We start from the raw sequence: 18,034 nt of genomic DNA, 5'->3' as shown, positions 1-18,034 counted from the left end.
ACTGGCGCAATGAATTTTTGCAACTAAGGTACGAAAGTAGCAACGCCAATTTCGTTAGCTGTCTCGGTTTTTTGCTCACTCGCTGCTTTAGTTAAAATAGCAGAAGGCGCAATTTCGCGGCGTAAGTTCATTTCTGATTCTGTACGAATTAAATCGCCACGTAAAGAGTTTGGTAGCGCCTCGGTAATACGTACATCAACAAACTGACCGATCACTGTGTGTGGGCCAACAAAGTTAACTACACGGTTGTTTTCAGTACGTCCACGTAGTTCCATTGGGTTCTTCTTAGAAGGACCTTCAACTAAAATACGTTGCTCGGTATCAAACATTTGGCGGCTAATTTGCTGCGCCATTTGTGTAATACGGTTTTGTAATAAGTACAGGCGCTCTTTTTTCTCTTGCTCGGTCACGTCATCTGGTAAATCGGCCGCTGGCGTACCTGGGCGTGCACTGTAAATAAAGCTAAAGCTCATATCAAAACCAATATCGTTGATAAGGTTCATGGTGGCTTCAAAATCGGCCTTGCTCTCACCTGGGAAACCTATGATGAAATCTGACGACATGCTTAGGTTAGGGCGAATTTTACGTAGCTTACGAATAGTTGATTTGTACTCAAGTGCAGTATGGCCGCGTTTCATTAAATTTAAAACACGGTCTGAGCCACTTTGTACTGGTAAATGTAAGTGATCAACTAGCTCAGGTACATCGGCATACGCATCAATAATGTCAGGCGTAAACTCAACGGGGTGTGAAGTGGTGTAACGAATACGGTCGATTCCGTCAATTGCGGCTACTAAACGAATCAGGTCTGAGAAATAGCAAATTTCACCATCGTGTGTATCACCACGGTACGCATTTACGTTTTGACCTAATAGGTTTACTTCACGTACGCCTTGCTCGGCTAACTGTGCAACTTCTAATAGTACGTCATCAACAGGGCGGCTTACTTCTTCACCACGAGTGTAAGGCACAACACAGAAAGTACAGTATTTAGAACAACCTTCCATAATTGATACAAACGCAGAAGGGCCTTCCGCTTTTGGCTCTGGTAAGCGGTCAAATTTTTCAATCTCAGGGAATGAAATATCAACAACTGATGACCCTTTGTTACCTTGCACTTGTTTAATCATTTCAGGTAAACGGTGCAAAGTTTGTGGACCAAAAATAACATCTACAAACGGCGCACGTTGGCGAATTGAATCACCTTCTTGCGATGCAACACAGCCGCCTACACCAATAATAAGGTCTGGTTTGTCATCTTTTAATAACTTCCAACGGCCTAGTTGGTGGAATACTTTTTCTTGGGCTTTTTCACGAATTGAACAGGTGTTAAGTAAGATAACATCAGCATCAGCAGCTTCTTCAGTTAGCTGATAGCCGTTGGTAGCATCTAGAAGATCAGCCATTTTCTGAGAGTCGTATTCGTTCATCTGACAACCCCAGGTTTTAATATGCAGCTTTTTGCTCATTGAAATATAGCCTCGTGTTCAATTCGATAGTGGCACAAACATGTGCTAGAAACAGGTATAAGTGGCGTAACTATTAAAATTTCGCTCGACTTAAAGGACGCGTATTTTAGCTGGATACACGCTCAAAACCAAGTATAGATTTCATGTTTGTGATCTGAAATCAATATAGTATGGGTTTAATAAGAGAATTAAGCGAAGCGCTCACACTGAGCAAACTAATTACGATACAATCGAAGCAGAGTTAAGTCAGAATTAAAATGATGAAAAACATGGCTAAAAATAATGTAATTATAGTAGGGGGTGGCATGGTTGGTGCCGCCATGGCTATTAAATTAGCGCAACAAGGCAAAGCCGTACGTGTTATTGAAAAACACCCAATAGACACATCACAGGTACTTAGTAGTGGTGATGTTGATATACGTGTTTCGGCTATTAACCGCTTTTCTGAAAAACTGCTTGATCAGCTCGGTGCAATGCCATTACTACGAGCAAATAGATTGGCTCCCTATGAACAATTAGAGACCTTTGAGCGTGGTAACGATCATTTATTATTTGATTGTCATGCTATTAATACCACCCATTTAGGTCATTTAATTGAAAATAAGCTAATTCAAGCCAGTTTATGGCAGCAATTTGAGCAACATAATATTGAAATGATTAATCCTTCATCGGCTTTAACAGCAATAGAGCAGAACCCTGATAGCATTACCTTGCACTATAACGAGCAAAACTATACGGCCGATTTAGTCATTGCAGCAGATGGTGGACAATCACAATTACGCAGTAAAGCCAATATTGGCATAACAGGCTGGCAATATCAGCAGCATTGTATGGGCGTATTAATAAAACTAGACGCCCCACAACAAGTAAAAACATGGCAGCAGTTTACACCTTCGGGGCCTGTTGCGTTTTTACCTATGCAAGCACCTTACGCAAATTTAATTTGGTATGACGATGCAAATACCCTCAAAGCATTTAAAGCCCTACAACCTAGCGCATTAAAAGCTCATATTATTGAAAAGTTTCCAAAGCTTGCTGGTGATTTTGAAGTACAAAGCCATGCTATATTTCCTTTAGCAAGGCAGCATGCCAATAATTATTCACAAGGCAGACTTGTTTTAGTAGGCGATGCGGCGCACACCATTAACCCCTTGGCAGGACAGGGCGTTAATTTAGGTTTTCAAGATGTGGCTGCATTAGCTGAAGTGTTGCGTACAGCAGATGATGTAGGTTGCCCGCTAATGCTTCAAGAGTACGAGCGTAGTCGTCGTAACGCCAATTTATTAATGATGAGTATGATGGATGCTTGCTACTTTGGTTTCTCAAACCAAATAGCCCCGTTAAAATGGGCGCGTAGCACGTTTTTAAAGTTAGCCAATAATGCAGGGCCGGTAAAAAATTGGGTATTAAAATACGCAATAAGCGGTGAGCTTAGTTAATAATAGTTAATAATAGTTAATAATACCAATCCGCAATAATACTTAATCATTTTGAGGGGCTAAACGTGTCGCTACCTGTGTTAAAAAATACTCATTTAGAACAACTAAATAGCGAATTTTTTGCCTAGCTATCAACACGTTTTTCCACCCTCAAAATAGCTCACTTAATTAAGCGAATTGGTATAAAAGGCTCAAATTTGGGTCTTTTTTTATGCCGGTAAAAAAATTATGTTGATTTATAAAGCTAGAGGAAAAGATATAAATTAATGGATTTAGCAAGTCGTAGAACAGAGTAATCAAGGAAGTGTGCAAATTGGCTGGGATACCAGGATTTGAACCTGGGAATGCCAGGATCAAAACCTGGTGCCTTACCGCTTGGCGATATCCCAACTCTAAATTTGGATGAGTTTTAGTTCTAGTTAAGAACATGGTGCGGAAGGAGAGACTTGAACTCTCACATCCTAAGATACTGGAACCTAAATCCAGCGCGTCTACCAATTCCGCCACTCCCGCAGTTCTTATTCTTATACAACATTCTTTGGTAGAAGAAGTTGGCTGGGATACCAGGATTTGAACCTGGGAATGCCAGGATCAAAACCTGGTGCCTTACCGCTTGGCGATATCCCAACTAAGAAATTGCTGATATTTTAATTCTTATCAAAGAATATGGTGCGGAAGGAGAGACTTGAACTCTCACATCCTAAGATACTGGAACCTAAATCCAGCGCGTCTACCAATTCCGCCACTCCCGCATCGAGTATGCAGGTAATACTGTTTTGGAACCTAAATCCAGCGTCTAATTCAAGACAACTGCCAATTCCGCCACTCCCGCATTATCACTTTGAATTAATCAAAGAAATGGTAGTTATTTTAAACTCTTCATTGAGTTGCAATTTAACTCTTGCAGAGCCACTTCTATAAAAGAAATGGTGGCTAAGACGGGATTTGAACCTGTGACCCCATCATTATGAGTGATGTGCTCTAACCAGCTGAGCTACTTAGCCATTGTTGGCTGGGATACCAGGATTTGAACCTGGGAATGCCAGGATCAAAACCTGGTGCCTTACCGCTTGGCGATATCCCAACAATAACAATTGATAGTTTTAATTCTTATCAAGAATATGGTGCGGAAGGAGAGACTTGAACTCTCACATCCTAAGATACTGGAACCTAAATCCAGCGCGTCTACCAATTCCGCCACTCCCGCATTATCACTTTGAATTAATCAAAGAAATGGTAGTTATTTTAAACTCTTCATTGAGCAACAAAAAATAAATGGTGGCTAAGACGGGATTTGAACCTGTGACCCCATCATTATGAGTGATGTGCTCTAACCAGCTGAGCTACTTAGCCATCTTTTTTGTTAACACTTCATCGCTGAGTGCGGGGCGTATTATGCTGATATGCCCCAAATTCGTCAACACCTTTTTTGCAAAAAAACACTTAAGTTGGTTTGTTTGCAGGAAAAATAGGCTAACAGGCTACTTTTTAATTAAAACGTTGCTTTTTTAACACTCTTTGTGAGCTTTGTATTGTAATTTTGGCTTTGCCTTACAATTCTAAGCCTATAGTAAGGGTAGACTAATTATTACTTTTATTCGGCTGAAAAATAAAAAGGCTCGTAAAAACGAGCCTTTAAAAACAATGAGCCACTTAACGTGGTGCAATGTTTAATTATACGTTGAACAAGAAGTTCATTACATCGCCATCTTTAACAATGTATTCTTTACCTTCTTGGCGCATTTTACCTGCTTCTTTTGCACCGCTTTCACCTTTAAATGCAATAAAGTCATCAAAAGCAATTGTTTGTGCGCGGATAAAGCCACGTTCAAAGTCGGTATGAATTTTCCCTGCTGCTTGTGGTGCAGTTGCACCCACTGGGATAGTCCATGCACGTACTTCTTTTACACCCGCAGTAAAGTAAGTTTGCAAATGTAGTAGCTCATAGCCACCACGAATAACAAGGTTAAGTCCTGGCTCTTCAAGACCTAGGTCAGCCATAAACTCTAATTTGTCTTCTTCGTCAAGCTCAGATAGCTCAGATTCGATAGCTGCACACACAGGCACAACAACCGCATCTTCAGCGGCGGCTATTTCACGGACACGATCAAGTAGTGGGTTATTTTCAAATCCGTCTTCAGCCACGTTAGCAATATACATAGTTGGCTTAATAGTTAAGAAGTTAATAGGCGCAATGGCTGCTTTTTCTTCTTTTGTTAGCGCTAAAGAACGTAAAGTTAAGCCTTCATCAAGATGCACTTTTACTTTTTCAAGTACCGCATTTTGCTCTTTAGCGTCTTTATCGCCACCTTTTGCTTTTTTTGCATTACGGAACATTGCTTTATCAGCACTGTCCATATCAGCAAGAACTAGCTCGGTGTTGATCACGTCAATATCGTCAGCAGGGTCGATAGTACCAGCAACGTGAATAACGTTTTCATCTTCAAAACAACGAACTACATGGCCAATCGCATCTGTTTCACGGATATTTGCTAAAAACTGATTGCCTAGGCCTTCACCTTTCGATGCACCTTTAACTAAACCTGCAATATCCACAAATTCCATACTGGTTGTAAGAATACGTTGTGGGTTAACAATTTTAGCAAGTTCGTCTAGGCGAGGATCTGGCACCGGTACCACACCTGTATTAGGTTCAATGGTACAAAAAGGAAAGTTAGCGGCTTCAATACCCGCTTTAGTCAATGCATTGAAAAGTGTTGATTTACCAACATTAGGCAAGCCAACGATGCCACATTTAAAACCCATAGTAAGATACCTTGTTTAGATTCGTTTAATACGTGCGACCGTATACCCAAAAATTAGGGTTTAAACGAATGTAGTCTGTTTTGTGCTTTTAACACACCGTCTTTAGCAAGTATTTCCATACAACGAACTGCTTCATCAACTGCGGCATCCATTTTTTCTTGATCGTCCTTGGCTGCTTTACCAAGCACCCAACCGGTGACCATTTCGCGATGTCCTGGATGACCTACACCTATGCGTAAGCGCATAAAGTCTTTTTGATTTGCCATTTTTGCAATAATGTCTTTTAAGCCATTATGACCGCCATGTCCGCCGCCTTTTTTTAATTTAGCAACGCCCGGGTCTAAATCCAATTCATCATGGGCAACAAGTATGTCTTCCACGGGGATTTTAAAAAAATTGGCTAAACTACTCACCGCTTTGCCACTTAAGTTCATGTAAGTGGTGGGGATCAGTAATTTGAATTCTTTGCCTTGAATAATCACTTTGCCAGTAAGGCCGTGATATTTAGGGTCGTGTTTTAGCGTGCAGTTGTAGCGTGCAGCGAGTTCTTGAATGAACCAAGCACCTGCGTTGTGGCGTGTATTTGCGTATTCGGGGCCTGGATTAGCCAGGCCCACAAGCATTTGAATAGAATTCAAGGTGCGAGACCTTAAATATTATTCTGCAGCGTCTGAAGCGTCGTCTTCAGTTGGAGCTGCTTTGTTAGCTTTGATAGTAACGATAGACTGATCGTGGCCTTCGCCTTTACCAAGCTCAACAGATTGAACACCTTTAGGGAACGCAAGATCTGTAAGGTGGATTGAATCACCAGCAACAAGATCAGATACGTCTACTTCGATGAATTCTGGAAGTGACTTAGGAAGACAAGAAATCTCAACTTCAGTTAACTGGTGAACAACAGTTGCACCTAACTTAGTTACTTTCTCTTCACCGATGAAGTGTAAAGGAACCTTAGTTACTAGTTTATGAGCTGCGTCTACACGTTGGAAATCAAGGTGAGTAAGCTTAGGCTTGAAAGGGTGACGTTGGATATCTTTTAAGATTGCTTCAACTTTCTCGCCACCTACATTTAATGTAAGGATGTGAGTGTAAAAGCCTTCGTCTTCTTGTGCTTTGATCATATCTTTATGAGCAAAAGTAAGCGATACCGCTTCTTTATCAGCTCCATAAAGGATTGCCGGCACTTTGTCTTCGCGACGTAGGCGGCGGCTCGCACCAGTACCAGTTTCTACGCGAAGTTCAGCGTCATAAGTATAAGTTGTGTTAGACATGATGTCTCCAATAATTAAAAGTGTTAGGGCCTTTGCGACCAAGGTCCCTAGCCAAAAGGCGCGCTATCATACCACTGCGGGTTTATAAAATAAACATCGCTTACAAAAAAAGCGCCAAAAGGCGCTTTTATACTCATTAATGTTTAACTTTAGTGTTCAAACATTGCCGAGATAGATTCTTCGTTGCTAATGCGACGAATAGTCTCTGCTAACATATCTGCAAGCGTTAATACTTTAACAATATCAAGCGCTTTTAGTTCGTCAGACAGTGGAATTGAGTCAGTTACAATCACTTCGTCAATCACAGAGTTACGTAAGTTTTCTGCAGCTGTACCAGAAAGAATAGGGTGAGTAGCGTAAGCAAATACACGTTTAGCACCATGCTCTTTAAGGGCTTCAGCTGCTTTACACAATGTACCACCGGTATCAATCATGTCATCAACAATAATACAATCGCGGCCTTCAACGTCACCAATAATGTGCATTACTTGAGAAACGTTAGCTTGAGGGCGACGTTTATCGATAATTGCTAAGTCGGTATCGTTTAATAGTTTTGCAATTGCACGGGCACGCACCACGCCACCAATATCAGGTGATACAACAACCACGTCATCAAAGTCGCGGTTTTTCATATCTTCTAATAGTACAGGGCTACCAAATACGTTATCCACTGGTACATCAAAGAAGCCTTGGATTTGCTCAGCGTGTAAATCAACCGTAAGAACGCGGTCAACACCTACACTTGATAAGAAATCCGCAACCACTTTAGCTGTAATTGGTACACGGGCAGAACGTACGCGACGATCTTGACGAGCATAACCAAAATAAGGGATAACAGCAGTGATACGACCGGCAGATGCACGGCGTAACGCATCAACCATAACGATAAGTTCCATCAGGTTATCGTTAGTAGGGGCACAGGTTGATTGCAAGATAAAAACATCCGAGCCACGAACATTTTCATTAATTTGAACACTGATCTCACCGTCACTAAAACGGCCAACAACAGCATCGCCTAATTCAATATATAAACGTTTTGCAACTTTTTGAGCTAGGTCAGGTGTTGCGTTACCAGCGAAGAGCTTCATGTCAGGCACGGTAGGGTTCCTCAGGCACTGAATTTTTGGACTAACTTACATTGAGTGAACAAAGTAGGTTAACTTATGATTACTTGTACGTTACTTCATTTATCAATGATGGCGGCTAACTCCGTATGAGCAGGAGAGGTACTAACGCTGGATGCGATAAAACCCTGCCAAGTATGGGGGAGGTTAGCAAGTACATCTTGTGCTTGAACTTGGCTAGCAAATTCAACAAAACAACATGAACCTGTTCCGGTCATCTTTGATGGGGCGTATTTTAGCAACCACTGCAGGGTTTTTTCAACCTCGGGGCACAGCTTTTTCACTAAAGGCTCACAATCGTTGGTTAAAATTTGCTGTTGCCAGTCGCCAGAAAGTTTTGGCGTATCACGTTTTAAATCAGGGTGAGTAAATATTTGTGCTGTGCTGACATGTTGATTTGGGAAGACAACACAATACCACTTTGGCGGCAGTTCTAGGTACTCTAATTGCTCGCCAATGCCATGTGCTATGGCACTTTTACCTTTAATGAATACAGGCACATCAGCACCGAGTTTCAGGCCTAAATCAGCCAGTTCATCTAAAGATAGGGCTGTATTCCAAAGCGTATTAAGGGCTAAAAGTGTTGATGCGGCATCGGATGAACCGCCTCCAACACCTCCACCCATGGGTAAGCGTTTAGTTAAATTTATTTTTGCACCCATATCCACTTTACAGTGGGTTTGTAATAATAACGCCGCTTTGTAAATCAAATTGTCGGTTAGCGCAATGCCATTGGTGTCGCCGCTAATGCTAATATGAGTATCCGTGCTTAGTTTAAAATGGAGCTCGTCACCATAATTTAAAAACGTAAACAGAGTTTCTAATTCATGGTAGCCATCATCACGGCGGCCATTAATGTGTAAAAATAAATTAAGCTTAGCTGGGGCAATCAGCGAAAATTCAGTGTGAGTATGCATAGTTAGTTAAACTGCCAGTCATAGAGTTTGATTTTAATTTTAATCTTTTCATGGGTTAAGGTTAAAGCATTCGGTAACCAAAAACCGTATTTTTGGACGTAACTTGTGTAACTTATTTGCCACTTTTTGCCATTATCATCAAACCATAACACGCTTTTAGCACGCCCTAACTGATCAATTTCTAGGGTGTGATCGTCAATGGTAGCTTTTAACCATGGGCCTGCGTTATTAACCGGTAAAGTAAACCCTGTTAAACGTTGTAAAAGTGCACTGGCGTTACTATCAAAATACGGTTGGTCATCAAAGATTAATTCGGCGCCGACTGCGGTTTGTTTAAGCGATAAAATCCGTGTGCCAATAAACGTGGTTAACACTAAATAATTACTATTTTGTGTTTGTTGCCAATTTAAGTTGGCAGATTGGCGCTCATCTGGGCTAATAAACGCAAGTTTACCGTCTACTTGCCAAGTTTTTTGCTCGCCAAGGCGCAACTTCCAGTCTTTGTAAGGCTCTGTTTTGTAATTGTTTTTACTTGCGCAGCCGGTTAAAAATACAAATAGCAGTGTTAAAATCAAATATTGTCGAGTCAAATGTTGTTCCTTACTTTCCATATTCCTGAGATTTTTGATAAAATTGCCGCCTATGTAGTAGGGCTCAGCAATATTTGGCAGATATGACCATAATAGCACTTGGTATTAATCACAAAACCGCATCCGTAGATTTACGAGAAAAAGTGGCCTTTTCGCCTGAGCAAATTTCAGAGGCGCTACAACAATTAAGTGGCCATGCCGACTTTAATGAGGCGGTTATTGTCTCTACCTGTAATCGCACTGAGGTGTATTGTAGCCTTGCGCAGCAAAATTCCCAAACATTGTTGCAATGGTTAGCCAGTTTCCATGGTTTAGATGAACATGAACTGAGTAAAAACATTTATTGTTATGAAGACGGCGCAGCAATAAATCATTTAATGCGTGTAGCTTGTGGGCTTGACTCATTAGTATTAGGCGAGCCACAGATTTTAGGGCAAATAAAGCAAGCGTATAATAGTGCAAAAACCCACGATGCGGTGGGCGTTACTTTTGATCGTTTGTTTCAAAAAACCTTTTCAGTGGCAAAAGAAGTACGCACCGAAACCAATATTGGCGCGAGTGCGGTATCGGTCGCATTTGCTGCGGTTAATCTTGCAAAGCACATTTACGGCAAGTTAGACAAAACCAAGGTGCTATTAATTGGTGCCGGTGAAACCATTGAGCTGGTAGCAAAACATCTATACCAAAATGAACCGCAAAAAATAACCGTAGCTAATAGAACAATTGAACGCGCTCGCGGCTTAGCTGATGAAGTATCAGCAGATGTTATTGCTTTGGCACAATTACCTGAACGATTACACCAAGCCGATATTGTTATTAGCTCCACTGCCAGTACTTTGCCTATTATTGGTAAAGGGGTAGTAGAACAAGCACTAAAACAACGCCGTTATAAGCCAATGTTATTTATAGATATTGCTGTGCCGCGCGACATTGAGAGTCAAGTAGGTGAGCTTGACGACGCTTACTTATATTCGGTTGATGACTTACAAACGATTGTTAGCGAAAACATGGCAGCGCGTGAGCAAGCGGCAGAGCAAGCACAAATTATTATTAGTGAGCGCACCAAAGAGTTTTTTATGTGGCTGCGTTCACTAGATTCAGTGGATTTAATTCGCCACTACCGTAATGATGTACAAACAACAAAAGCAGAGCTTGTAGATAGGGCGATTAGCCAGCTAAATACAGGTAAAAATGCAGAAAAAGTAATATTAGAGCTAGCCAATAAATTAACCAATCGCTTAATGCACGCGCCTACCCGTGCCATCCAAGATGCAGCGAAAAAAGGTGAAGTGGCTCAGTTAAATCAATTGAAAAAAATGTTAGGTATAGATCAGGAATAACAGTTAAATGAAAGAGTCCGTTTATCGTAAATTAGAAACCTTAGTTGAGCGCTATGAAGAAGTACAAGCGCTGCTAAGTGACCCATCGGTCATTAGTGATCAAAACCGCTTTCGTACTCTTTCAAAAGAATACTCTGAGCTTGAAGAAGTGGTAAAAACATTTTTAGCGTACCAGCAAGCGCAAGAAGATTTGAGCAGTGCTGAAGAAATGCTTAAAGATTCAGACCCTGAAATGCGTGAAATGGCACAAGAAGAATATAAAGAAGCAAAAGCACAGATTTCGACTTTAGAAGACGATATTCAAGTTCTGATGCTGCCTAAAGATCCGAAAGACAATAACAACGTGTTTTTAGAGGTTCGCGCTGGAACGGGTGGCGATGAAGCGGCTATTTTTGCTGGTGACTTATTCAGAATGTACAGCCGTTACGCAGAAACAAAAAAATGGAAAGTAGAAGTTGTCACCACCAACGAAGGTGAACACGGTGGTTATAAAGAAGTAATTGCTAACATCAGCGGTGAAGGTGTTTACGGGCAATTAAAGTTTGAATCAGGCGTGCATCGTGTACAACGTGTCCCTGAAACTGAGTCTCAGGGCCGTGTACATACCTCAGCATGTACTGTAGCTGTTATGGCTGAAGTACCAGAAGCAGAAGCCATCGAAATCAATACTGCTGATATTAAAGTTGATACCTTTAGAGCATCGGGCGCGGGTGGTCAGCACGTTAATAAAACCGACTCTGCCATTCGCATTACCCATTTACCTACGGGTGTAGTGGTTGAGTGTCAAGATGAGCGCTCTCAGCATAAAAACCGTGCTAAAGCGATGTCGGTATTGGCTGCACGCCTTCAGCAAGCTGAAGATGAAAAGCGTCATGCTGCTGAAGCATCAGAGCGTCGTAACTTAGTGGGCAGCGGTGATCGTTCTGAGCGTATTCGTACCTACAATTATCCACAAGGTCGTATTACCGATCACCGTATTAACCTAACACTATATCGTCTTAATGAAGTGGTAGCGGGTGACTTAGGTGCCGTTGTTGAGCCACTAATGCAAGAGCATCAAGCCGACTTACTTGCAGCAATGGGCGACGATTAATCGTGAACCCCACTGTTGAAAACGCTATTGCTACAGGTGCTAATTTATTAGCATCAAGTAGTGATAGCGCAAAGTTAGATGCACAAGTATTACTGCTCAATATTTTACAAAAACCACGAAGTTATTTATTTACTTGGCCTGAAAAACAGCTCACAGATGAGCAGTATCAGGCATTTCAACATGCTTGTGAACGTCGCTTACAAGGCGAACCCGTTTCGCACATTACCGGGTGCCGTGAATTTTGGAGTTTGCAACTTGAAGTGAACCCAACAACACTCATCCCTCGACCTGATACAGAAACCTTAGTTGAGCTTGCGCTTGAATGCGAAGTGCCTAAAAACGCGAAAGTACTTGATTTAGGTACGGGTACCGGGGCAATAGCACTGGCGCTAGGGAGTGAAATGCCTACTTGGGATATTACGGCTGTTGATCGTATTGATGACGCGGTGGCGTTGGCCAAGCGCAACCAACAACGTTTAGCGATAAATAATGTCACTGTTGAGCAAAGTAACTGGTTCAGTGCGTTAAAAAACAAAAAATTTGATCTAATTGTAACCAATCCACCCTATATAGAACATGACGATGTACACTTATATCAAGGCGACGTACGCTTTGAACCTTTGTCTGCATTAGTTGCAGATGATGCAGGAATGGCTGATATTAAACAAATAATTACACAATCACGTGACTATTTACACGCAAGTGGCTATCTTTTAATTGAACACGGATTTGAGCAAAGTGCAGCTGTTCGTCATATTTTCAATCAAATGGCGTTTATAAATGTAAGCACAGTGAAAGATCTTGGTAATAACGACCGCGTAACGTTCGGACAATGGCCCTAAATAATTTAAAATAGCTCCGTTGTTTGTTTGCATATGGTTTAAGGAATTCTATGTGATGGAAGATTTTTTATTTTCAAATGAACAACCACCTGAAGTAGCAAGTGAAGAGCAAGGGACATGGAAAGTTTTAATAGTTGATGATGAGCCAGAGGTTCATGCTGTAACCCGCTTAGCGTTAAGTGACTTTAAATTCCAAGATAAACGTTTGGAATTTATTAGCGCTTACTCAGGTGCAGAGGCAAAAAAGTTAATTGATGATCATCCTGATGCAGCCATCATCCTACTTGATGTTGTAATGGAAACAGATGACGCCGGTTTGCAAGTCGCGAAGTACATACGCGATACCGTTAAAAATAATTACATTCGTATCATTTTACGTACTGGGCAACCGGGGCAAGCGCCTGAACGCCAAGTTATTGTGAATTACGACATAAATGACTACAAATCAAAAACAGAACTCACCGCACAAAAACTATTCACCGTGATGATGGCTAGTCTTTGCTCGTATCGAGATATTATTTCTATTGAGCAGTCACGTGAGGGGCTAGAAAAAATAATTACCGCCTCTCGCAATATTTTTGCCACTCATTCAATGGATAACTTTATTGAGGGGGTGATGCAGCAGCTAACGTCCTTACTTAACGTGGCCGACGAAGCTATGTACGCCACCACCTTAGTTGCGCAAAATCCGTCAGAGGAATTAAATAAAAAACTGATTGTTTGCTCTGGCACTGGTGATTTTGCGAAGCGCGAAGGGGAAGAGCTCGAAACAGTACTGGCAGAAGATCAATTGCAAGCGTGCCAAGAAGCCCTAGCCAACAAAGCAATTGTTTACAGAGATGACTATTTGTTTGCCTACTGCAGTAGTAAGTTTAATCATAATTCGATGTTATTTGTATCCGGTGTGCCATCTAAACTGACGGATACGCAACGAAATTTAATTGAAATTTTTTCTCAAAATGTGCAGTTGGCATTTGAAAATGTACAATTACATACTGAAGTTGAAGCCACCCAACAAGAACTTGTTTATCGTTTAAGTGAAGCGGTTGAACAGCGCTCATGTGAAACGGGTAATCACGTAAAGCGGGTTGCTTATATTTGTTATGAGTTGGCATTAGGGTATGGATTATCTGAAGAGCAAGCGAATTTAATTCGTTTTGCATCGCCTTTACATGATGTGGGAAAAATAGGTATTCCAGATGCTATTTTAAATAAGCCTGGTAAGTTAAATAGCGATGAATGGGAAATTATGAAAACCCACGCAGGCAAAGGCTACGCCATTTTAAAAGATTCACCGCGTAAAATAGTCAGTGCAGGGGCGTTAATTGCACAGCAACATCACGAAAAGTGGGATGGTTCTGGTTACCCTTGCGGCTTAAAAGGCGAGCGTATCGATATTTTTGCTCGCATAGTGGCATTGGCAGATGTTTATGATGCACTGCGCCATAAACGTTGTTATAAAGGTGCGTGGACGCTTGAAGAAGCGGTTGCGGAGATCAATGCAAATAAAGGCACGCATTTTGATCCTAAACTTGTTGATGTATTCAATGATAAACTTGAAGAACTTGAGGCGGTACTTTTACGCTTTCCTGATAAAACACATAACTAAACAGAAGTAACAATACACATGGATTATTTAGCATTAAAACATACGCACATGGTAATTGCGCTAGTGAGTATTATTTTATTTTACGTACGTTCTTTTTCTCGCATGGGCAGTGGTAGCCTTGCTAAAAATAAAGTGGTTTTTATTGGTAGCCACAGTATAGACACTTTACTAATCATCTCGGCTATTACTTTAATGGCCATGGCTAAAATAAATCCATTAGAGCAACTTTGGTTATTAGAAAAAATTGTGCTGGTGGTTGTTTATATCGCTGTTGGGATTATTAGTGCTAAGCAAACCACGACATTACCTAAGGTCATCTTTTTAGTGTTTAACACTGCGGTTATCTTAGCTATCGGCTTTTTAGCAACTGCTAAAGCCCCGCTATTGTTATAATTAACAATATTTGTTTAAGCTTTGCACCCAAGGTGCAAAGCTTACCTCTTTAATTCATTTCTGATTATTGGTATCTAGCCTTAAAATTAGGTAAACTACGTGTTCGTTTTCTAGAATGTTGTAGTATGAATGACCACCCTCGGGTTTGATGAACACGATGAATCTTATATAGAAGATGCCTACGATGATTTTTTGCCACCGGCTATATATCGTTGTATTAAAGCAGAAGCTAAATGGGACCCTCAAATAGACTTAACACCAAGTCTTAAAATACTGACTGCGTTTGAGCAACAAATAGAGGCTATTTGTTCGCAAACACGCGATCCGCATGATCGTTTAGAACAATTACTTGATTGTTTTTACAGTCAGTGGTTATTTAGTGCGTCAAGCTTGAAAGTACCTGAGTACAAGCTAAATAGCATTAGTTACACCTTGTCTATGCGCAGTGGTACCCCCACCACCTTAGCTATTTTGTTATGCCATTTTTTACAGCACGCAAAACTTGATGCCAGTGTAAGTATAACTCAAGGCGAAGTGGGCATTCACGTCGCAATGAGCGATGATGAAGGGTATATTGTTGAGCCTAGCAGTGGTCAACAAAGCTGGTACATCATTCCTGAAAACAGCAACGAAGATAATGCACAAGAGCAAGAGCCTCTCGAACTTATTTTTGAAGACGAAGTATATAAATTATTTTTAGCGCAACAAAAATGGTCTTTCATCAGTGAGAACAAATTTGGTCATGCGTTAACTTGCGTTGATTTGTTAATGGAAATGCTAGGGGATGATCCCTATGAGCGACGCGACAGAGGCTATTTACTAAATCAGCTTGGCTGCCCTAAAATGGCACGAGATGATTTACAATTTTTTGTTGATGAGTGTCCCGACGACCCTGCGATAGAAGTCATCCAACACCAAATCGAAGAACTTGAAGATAATCATAAAACCCACCATTAAAAATAAAAATAGGAAACGTTATGGCTGATCCCCAAACTGCGTTGATTACCAATGATGCTGTAGTGCTTGGTTTACTGGCGATTATTTTAGGCTTTATTTTTAAAACCTCGTCTAGTCAGCGTCCAGGGCTTGTAGCATTTTACAAATATGTGCCTGCACTATTGCTATGCTATTTTTTACCATCGTTATTAAATACCTTTGGTATTGTTGATGGCTCGCAGTCGAGTGTTTATTACGTTGCTTCGCGGTATTTATTACCTGCGTGTTTAATCTTATTAACCATTAGCATTGATTTAAGAGCGATTATTAATCTGGGCCCTAAAGCATTAATCATGTTCTTAACAGGAACCGCAGGCATTGTGATTGGTGGCCCATTAGCTATTTTAATCATGAGTGCCGTATACCCTGAAGCAGTGGGGGGTCATGGCCCTGATGCTGTTTGGCGCGGGATGACAACTATTGCGGGCAGCTGGATTGGCGGTGGCGCAAACCAAGCATCTATGAAAGAGATGTTCGAAGTTGGCGGTGATATTTTTTCTGCGATGGTCACTGTTGATGTGATTGTGGCTAATTTATGGATGGCAGTATTATTATTAATGGCGGCTAACCATAAAGCGATTGATGCCAAAGCGGGAGCCGATACCACTGCGATTGAAGATTTGAAGCAACGTGTTGAAAAGTACCATGCAGAGCATGCCCGTATGCCAACGCTGAATGATTACATGATGATTATTGCTATTGCCTTTGGTATTACAGGTCTAGCACATTTTTGTGCTGATATTTTAGGGCCCTTCTTTGCCAACAATTATGCATGGGCAAAAGAATACAGCCTAAATAGTAAGTTCTTCTGGCTTATTGTTATATCTACCACTATCGGTATTAGTCTATCGTTCACTAAAGTGCGTCATATCGAAGCCTTTGGCTCGTCTAAAGTGGCATCTGCCTTTTTATATATTTTAGTGGCATCGATTGGCCTGCATATGAATGTGATGGCGATTTTTGATTCACCAATGTATTTTGTGATTGGTGCGATTTGGATGCTAACTCACGCTGGCTTAATGCTGATTGTTGCTAAACTAATTAAAGCGCCGTTATTTTATATGGCTGTTGGCTCTCAGGCCAATGTAGGGGGCGCTGCTTCAGCACCTGTTGTTGCCGCTGCGTTTCACCCATCACTGGCACCGGTAGGTGTATTATTAGCAGTACTTGGCTATGGTGTAGGTACATATATGGCGTATATTTGTGGATTAATGATGCAAGCAGTTGCACCATAAGGAATTAAAATGAACAACCAAGTTATAAATATTAATCAAATAGAACTGGCAAATAATAAACCCTTTGTTTTATTTGGTGGCATGAACGTGCTGGAATCTCGTGATTTAGCGATGCGCATAGCTGAGCATTATGTTGAAGTAACCACTAAGCTCAATATTCCTTATGTATTTAAGGCGTCATTTGATAAAGCAAATCGCTCGTCCATTAATTCTTACCGCGGTCCGGGCATGGAAGAAGGTTTAAAAATATTTGAAGAGATTAAAAACACCTTTAATATTCCTTTGATCACTGACGTGCATGAACCTCACCAAGCAGCACCAGTTGCAGAAGTTGTTGATGTTATTCAGTTACCTGCGTTTTTGGCACGTCAAACAGACTTAGTTGTCGCAATGGCTAAAACCGGCGCCATTATTAATGTTAAAAAGCCTCAGTTTTTAGCCCCGCATGAAATGCGTCATATCATTACTAAATTTAATGAAGCCGGCAACAATAATGTGGCCTTGTGTGAACGTGGCTCGAGCTTTGGTTATAACAACTTAGTGGTTGATATGCTGGGCATGGATGACATGAAAACCATGGCGCCCGTTATATTTGACGCCACTCATGCGCTACAACGTCCTGGCGGTCGAGCTGATTCAGCCGATGGTCGTCGTGCTCAAGCAGCAGAACTGGCTCGTAGTGGCATGGCACTGGGTATTGCAGGCTTATTTATTGAGGCACACCCAAATCCAAATGAAGCAAAATGTGATGGGCCTTGTGCATTAGCACTGAGTAAATTAGAAGGGTACTTATCGCAAATGAAAGCGGTTGATGATTTAATCAAAAGCTTTGCTCCGCTTGATACCAGTGCTAGCGATTTATAAGGCTTATTAACTCATTAAAAAGCGACTTAGGTCGCTTTTTTTGTGGCTTGAATATACTCTTTCCCAGCATAGGTATATAATTCACC

The 18,034-nt window shown here is 41.2% G+C and carries 16 protein-coding genes and 8 tRNA genes; 9 read left to right on the top strand and 15 right to left on the bottom strand.

What is annotated here, in order from left to right:
* Positions 1-23: 23 nt before the first annotated feature.
* Positions 24-1,469 (bottom strand): tRNA (N6-isopentenyl adenosine(37)-C2)-methylthiotransferase MiaB, encoded by a 1,446-nt coding sequence (gene miaB / locus P20439_RS14615; protein WP_008467975.1) that lies wholly within the window; start codon positions 1,467-1,469, stop codon positions 24-26.
* Positions 1,470-1,726: 257 nt separating this feature from the next.
* Here miaB and P20439_RS14610 point away from each other — a divergent pair, with 257 nt between their 5' ends.
* On the top strand, positions 1,727-2,908 hold the full coding sequence (locus P20439_RS14610; protein ID WP_008467973.1) for an FAD-dependent oxidoreductase: 1,182 nt from the start codon (positions 1,727-1,729) through the stop codon (positions 2,906-2,908).
* A 314-nt stretch (positions 2,909-3,222) separates the two neighbouring features.
* On the opposite strand, the gene P20439_RS14605 is transcribed toward P20439_RS14610, so the two are convergent.
* The 14 genes from P20439_RS14605 to lolB form a co-directional block, all read right to left on the bottom strand.
* A tRNA-Gln gene (locus P20439_RS14605) sits at positions 3,223-3,297 on the bottom strand.
* Positions 3,298-3,336: 39 nt separating this feature from the next.
* Positions 3,337-3,421, bottom strand: a tRNA-Leu gene (locus P20439_RS14600).
* A 39-nt stretch (positions 3,422-3,460) separates the two neighbouring features.
* A tRNA-Gln gene (locus P20439_RS14595) sits at positions 3,461-3,535 on the bottom strand.
* A 40-nt stretch (positions 3,536-3,575) separates the two neighbouring features.
* Positions 3,576-3,660, bottom strand: a tRNA-Leu gene (locus P20439_RS14590).
* A gap of 175 nt (positions 3,661-3,835) precedes the next feature.
* Positions 3,836-3,912, bottom strand: a tRNA-Met gene (locus tag P20439_RS14585).
* Between the two features lie 5 nt (positions 3,913-3,917).
* A tRNA-Gln gene (locus P20439_RS14580) sits at positions 3,918-3,992 on the bottom strand.
* A 38-nt stretch (positions 3,993-4,030) separates the two neighbouring features.
* Positions 4,031-4,115: transfer RNA gene (locus P20439_RS14575), tRNA-Leu, on the bottom strand.
* A gap of 69 nt (positions 4,116-4,184) precedes the next feature.
* A tRNA-Met gene (locus tag P20439_RS14570) sits at positions 4,185-4,261 on the bottom strand.
* Positions 4,262-4,582: 321 nt separating this feature from the next.
* Positions 4,583-5,674, bottom strand: a complete 1,092-nt coding sequence (gene ychF, locus P20439_RS14565) for a redox-regulated ATPase YchF (RefSeq protein WP_008467970.1) — start codon at positions 5,672-5,674, stop codon at positions 4,583-4,585.
* A gap of 53 nt (positions 5,675-5,727) precedes the next feature.
* A complete protein-coding gene (gene pth / locus P20439_RS14560; protein ID WP_008467968.1) occupies positions 5,728-6,312 on the bottom strand; it encodes an aminoacyl-tRNA hydrolase in 585 nt (194 codons plus the stop codon).
* A gap of 18 nt (positions 6,313-6,330) precedes the next feature.
* Positions 6,331-6,945, bottom strand: coding sequence for a 50S ribosomal protein L25/general stress protein Ctc (locus P20439_RS14555; RefSeq protein WP_008467966.1), 615 nt, complete (start codon positions 6,943-6,945; stop codon positions 6,331-6,333).
* A gap of 149 nt (positions 6,946-7,094) precedes the next feature.
* A complete protein-coding gene (locus tag P20439_RS14550; RefSeq protein ID WP_008115168.1) occupies positions 7,095-8,042 on the bottom strand; it encodes a ribose-phosphate pyrophosphokinase in 948 nt (315 codons plus the stop codon).
* A gap of 86 nt (positions 8,043-8,128) precedes the next feature.
* Positions 8,129-8,986, bottom strand: a complete 858-nt coding sequence (ispE, locus tag P20439_RS14545) for a 4-(cytidine 5'-diphospho)-2-C-methyl-D-erythritol kinase (RefSeq protein ID WP_008467964.1) — start codon at positions 8,984-8,986, stop codon at positions 8,129-8,131.
* Positions 8,987-8,988: 2 nt separating this feature from the next.
* The gene (gene lolB, locus P20439_RS14540; RefSeq protein ID WP_008467963.1) at positions 8,989-9,576 is read right to left on the bottom strand and encodes a lipoprotein insertase outer membrane protein LolB; all 588 of its coding nucleotides are present in this window, start codon (positions 9,574-9,576) and stop codon (positions 8,989-8,991) included.
* An 83-nt stretch (positions 9,577-9,659) separates the two neighbouring features.
* On the opposite strand from lolB, the gene hemA reads away from it, so the two are divergent.
* The 8 genes from hemA to kdsA all read left to right on the top strand — a co-directional run bounded on the left by hemA (position 9,660) and on the right by kdsA (position 17,948).
* Entirely contained in the window at positions 9,660-10,916 is a 1,257-nt protein-coding gene (gene hemA, locus P20439_RS14535) for a glutamyl-tRNA reductase (protein WP_175611419.1), read from the top strand.
* Positions 10,917-10,923: 7 nt separating this feature from the next.
* Entirely contained in the window at positions 10,924-12,009 is a 1,086-nt protein-coding gene (prfA, locus tag P20439_RS14530) for a peptide chain release factor 1 (protein ID WP_008115176.1), read from the top strand.
* A 2-nt stretch (positions 12,010-12,011) separates the two neighbouring features.
* Entirely contained in the window at positions 12,012-12,851 is an 840-nt protein-coding gene (gene prmC, locus P20439_RS14525; RefSeq protein WP_008115178.1) for a peptide chain release factor N(5)-glutamine methyltransferase, read from the top strand.
* 55 nt (positions 12,852-12,906) lie between these two features.
* Positions 12,907-14,460 carry a DUF3369 domain-containing protein gene (locus P20439_RS14520; protein WP_008467960.1) on the top strand — a complete coding sequence of 518 codons (1,554 nt, stop codon included), beginning with the start codon at positions 12,907-12,909 and terminating at the stop codon, positions 14,458-14,460.
* A gap of 18 nt (positions 14,461-14,478) precedes the next feature.
* Positions 14,479-14,853, top strand: coding sequence for a SirB2 family protein (locus P20439_RS14515; RefSeq protein ID WP_008115181.1), 375 nt, complete (start codon positions 14,479-14,481; stop codon positions 14,851-14,853).
* A gap of 129 nt (positions 14,854-14,982) precedes the next feature.
* On the top strand, positions 14,983-15,810 hold the full coding sequence (locus tag P20439_RS14510; RefSeq protein WP_008115182.1) for a tetratricopeptide repeat protein: 828 nt from the start codon (positions 14,983-14,985) through the stop codon (positions 15,808-15,810).
* 20 nt (positions 15,811-15,830) lie between these two features.
* Complete coding sequence (locus tag P20439_RS18755) at positions 15,831-17,084, top strand: DUF819 domain-containing protein (protein WP_008115183.1); 1,254 nt, start codon at positions 15,831-15,833, stop codon at positions 17,082-17,084.
* 9 nt (positions 17,085-17,093) lie between these two features.
* A complete protein-coding gene (gene kdsA / locus P20439_RS18750) occupies positions 17,094-17,948 on the top strand; it encodes a 3-deoxy-8-phosphooctulonate synthase (RefSeq protein WP_008115184.1) in 855 nt (284 codons plus the stop codon).
* Positions 17,949-18,034: the final 86 nt, after the last annotated feature.

It is taken from the genome of Pseudoalteromonas sp. BSi20439, assembly GCF_000241165.1.
In the GTDB taxonomy this organism is placed as follows: domain Bacteria; phylum Pseudomonadota; class Gammaproteobacteria; order Enterobacterales; family Alteromonadaceae; genus Pseudoalteromonas.
Note: the sequence above shows the minus strand (reverse complement) of the source record. Positions and strands in the feature narration are given on the sequence as shown.

What these genes read in the sequence shown, in the direction of transcription:
- miaB (WP_008467975.1), bottom strand. Translation starts at nt 1,469, where the DNA reads ATGAGCAAAAAGCTGCATATTAAAACCTGGGGTTGTCAGATGAACGAA.
- P20439_RS14610 (WP_008467973.1), top strand. Translation starts at nt 1,727, where the DNA reads ATGATGAAAAACATGGCTAAAAATAATGTAATTATAGTAGGGGGTGGC.
- ychF (WP_008467970.1), bottom strand. Translation starts at nt 5,674, where the DNA reads ATGGGTTTTAAATGTGGCATCGTTGGCTTGCCTAATGTTGGTAAATCA.
- P20439_RS14555 (WP_008467966.1), bottom strand. Translation starts at nt 6,945, where the DNA reads ATGTCTAACACAACTTATACTTATGACGCTGAACTTCGCGTAGAAACT.
- ispE (WP_008467964.1), bottom strand. Translation starts at nt 8,986, where the DNA reads ATGCATACTCACACTGAATTTTCGCTGATTGCCCCAGCTAAGCTTAAT.
- hemA (WP_175611419.1), top strand. Translation starts at nt 9,660, where the DNA reads ATGACCATAATAGCACTTGGTATTAATCACAAAACCGCATCCGTAGAT.
- prfA (WP_008115176.1), top strand. Translation starts at nt 10,924, where the DNA reads ATGAAAGAGTCCGTTTATCGTAAATTAGAAACCTTAGTTGAGCGCTAT.
- P20439_RS14520 (WP_008467960.1), top strand. Translation starts at nt 12,907, where the DNA reads ATGGAAGATTTTTTATTTTCAAATGAACAACCACCTGAAGTAGCAAGT.
- P20439_RS14515 (WP_008115181.1), top strand. Translation starts at nt 14,479, where the DNA reads ATGGATTATTTAGCATTAAAACATACGCACATGGTAATTGCGCTAGTG.
- P20439_RS14510 (WP_008115182.1), top strand. Translation starts at nt 14,983, where the DNA reads ATGACCACCCTCGGGTTTGATGAACACGATGAATCTTATATAGAAGAT.
- P20439_RS18755 (WP_008115183.1), top strand. Translation starts at nt 15,831, where the DNA reads ATGGCTGATCCCCAAACTGCGTTGATTACCAATGATGCTGTAGTGCTT.
- kdsA (WP_008115184.1), top strand. Translation starts at nt 17,094, where the DNA reads ATGAACAACCAAGTTATAAATATTAATCAAATAGAACTGGCAAATAAT.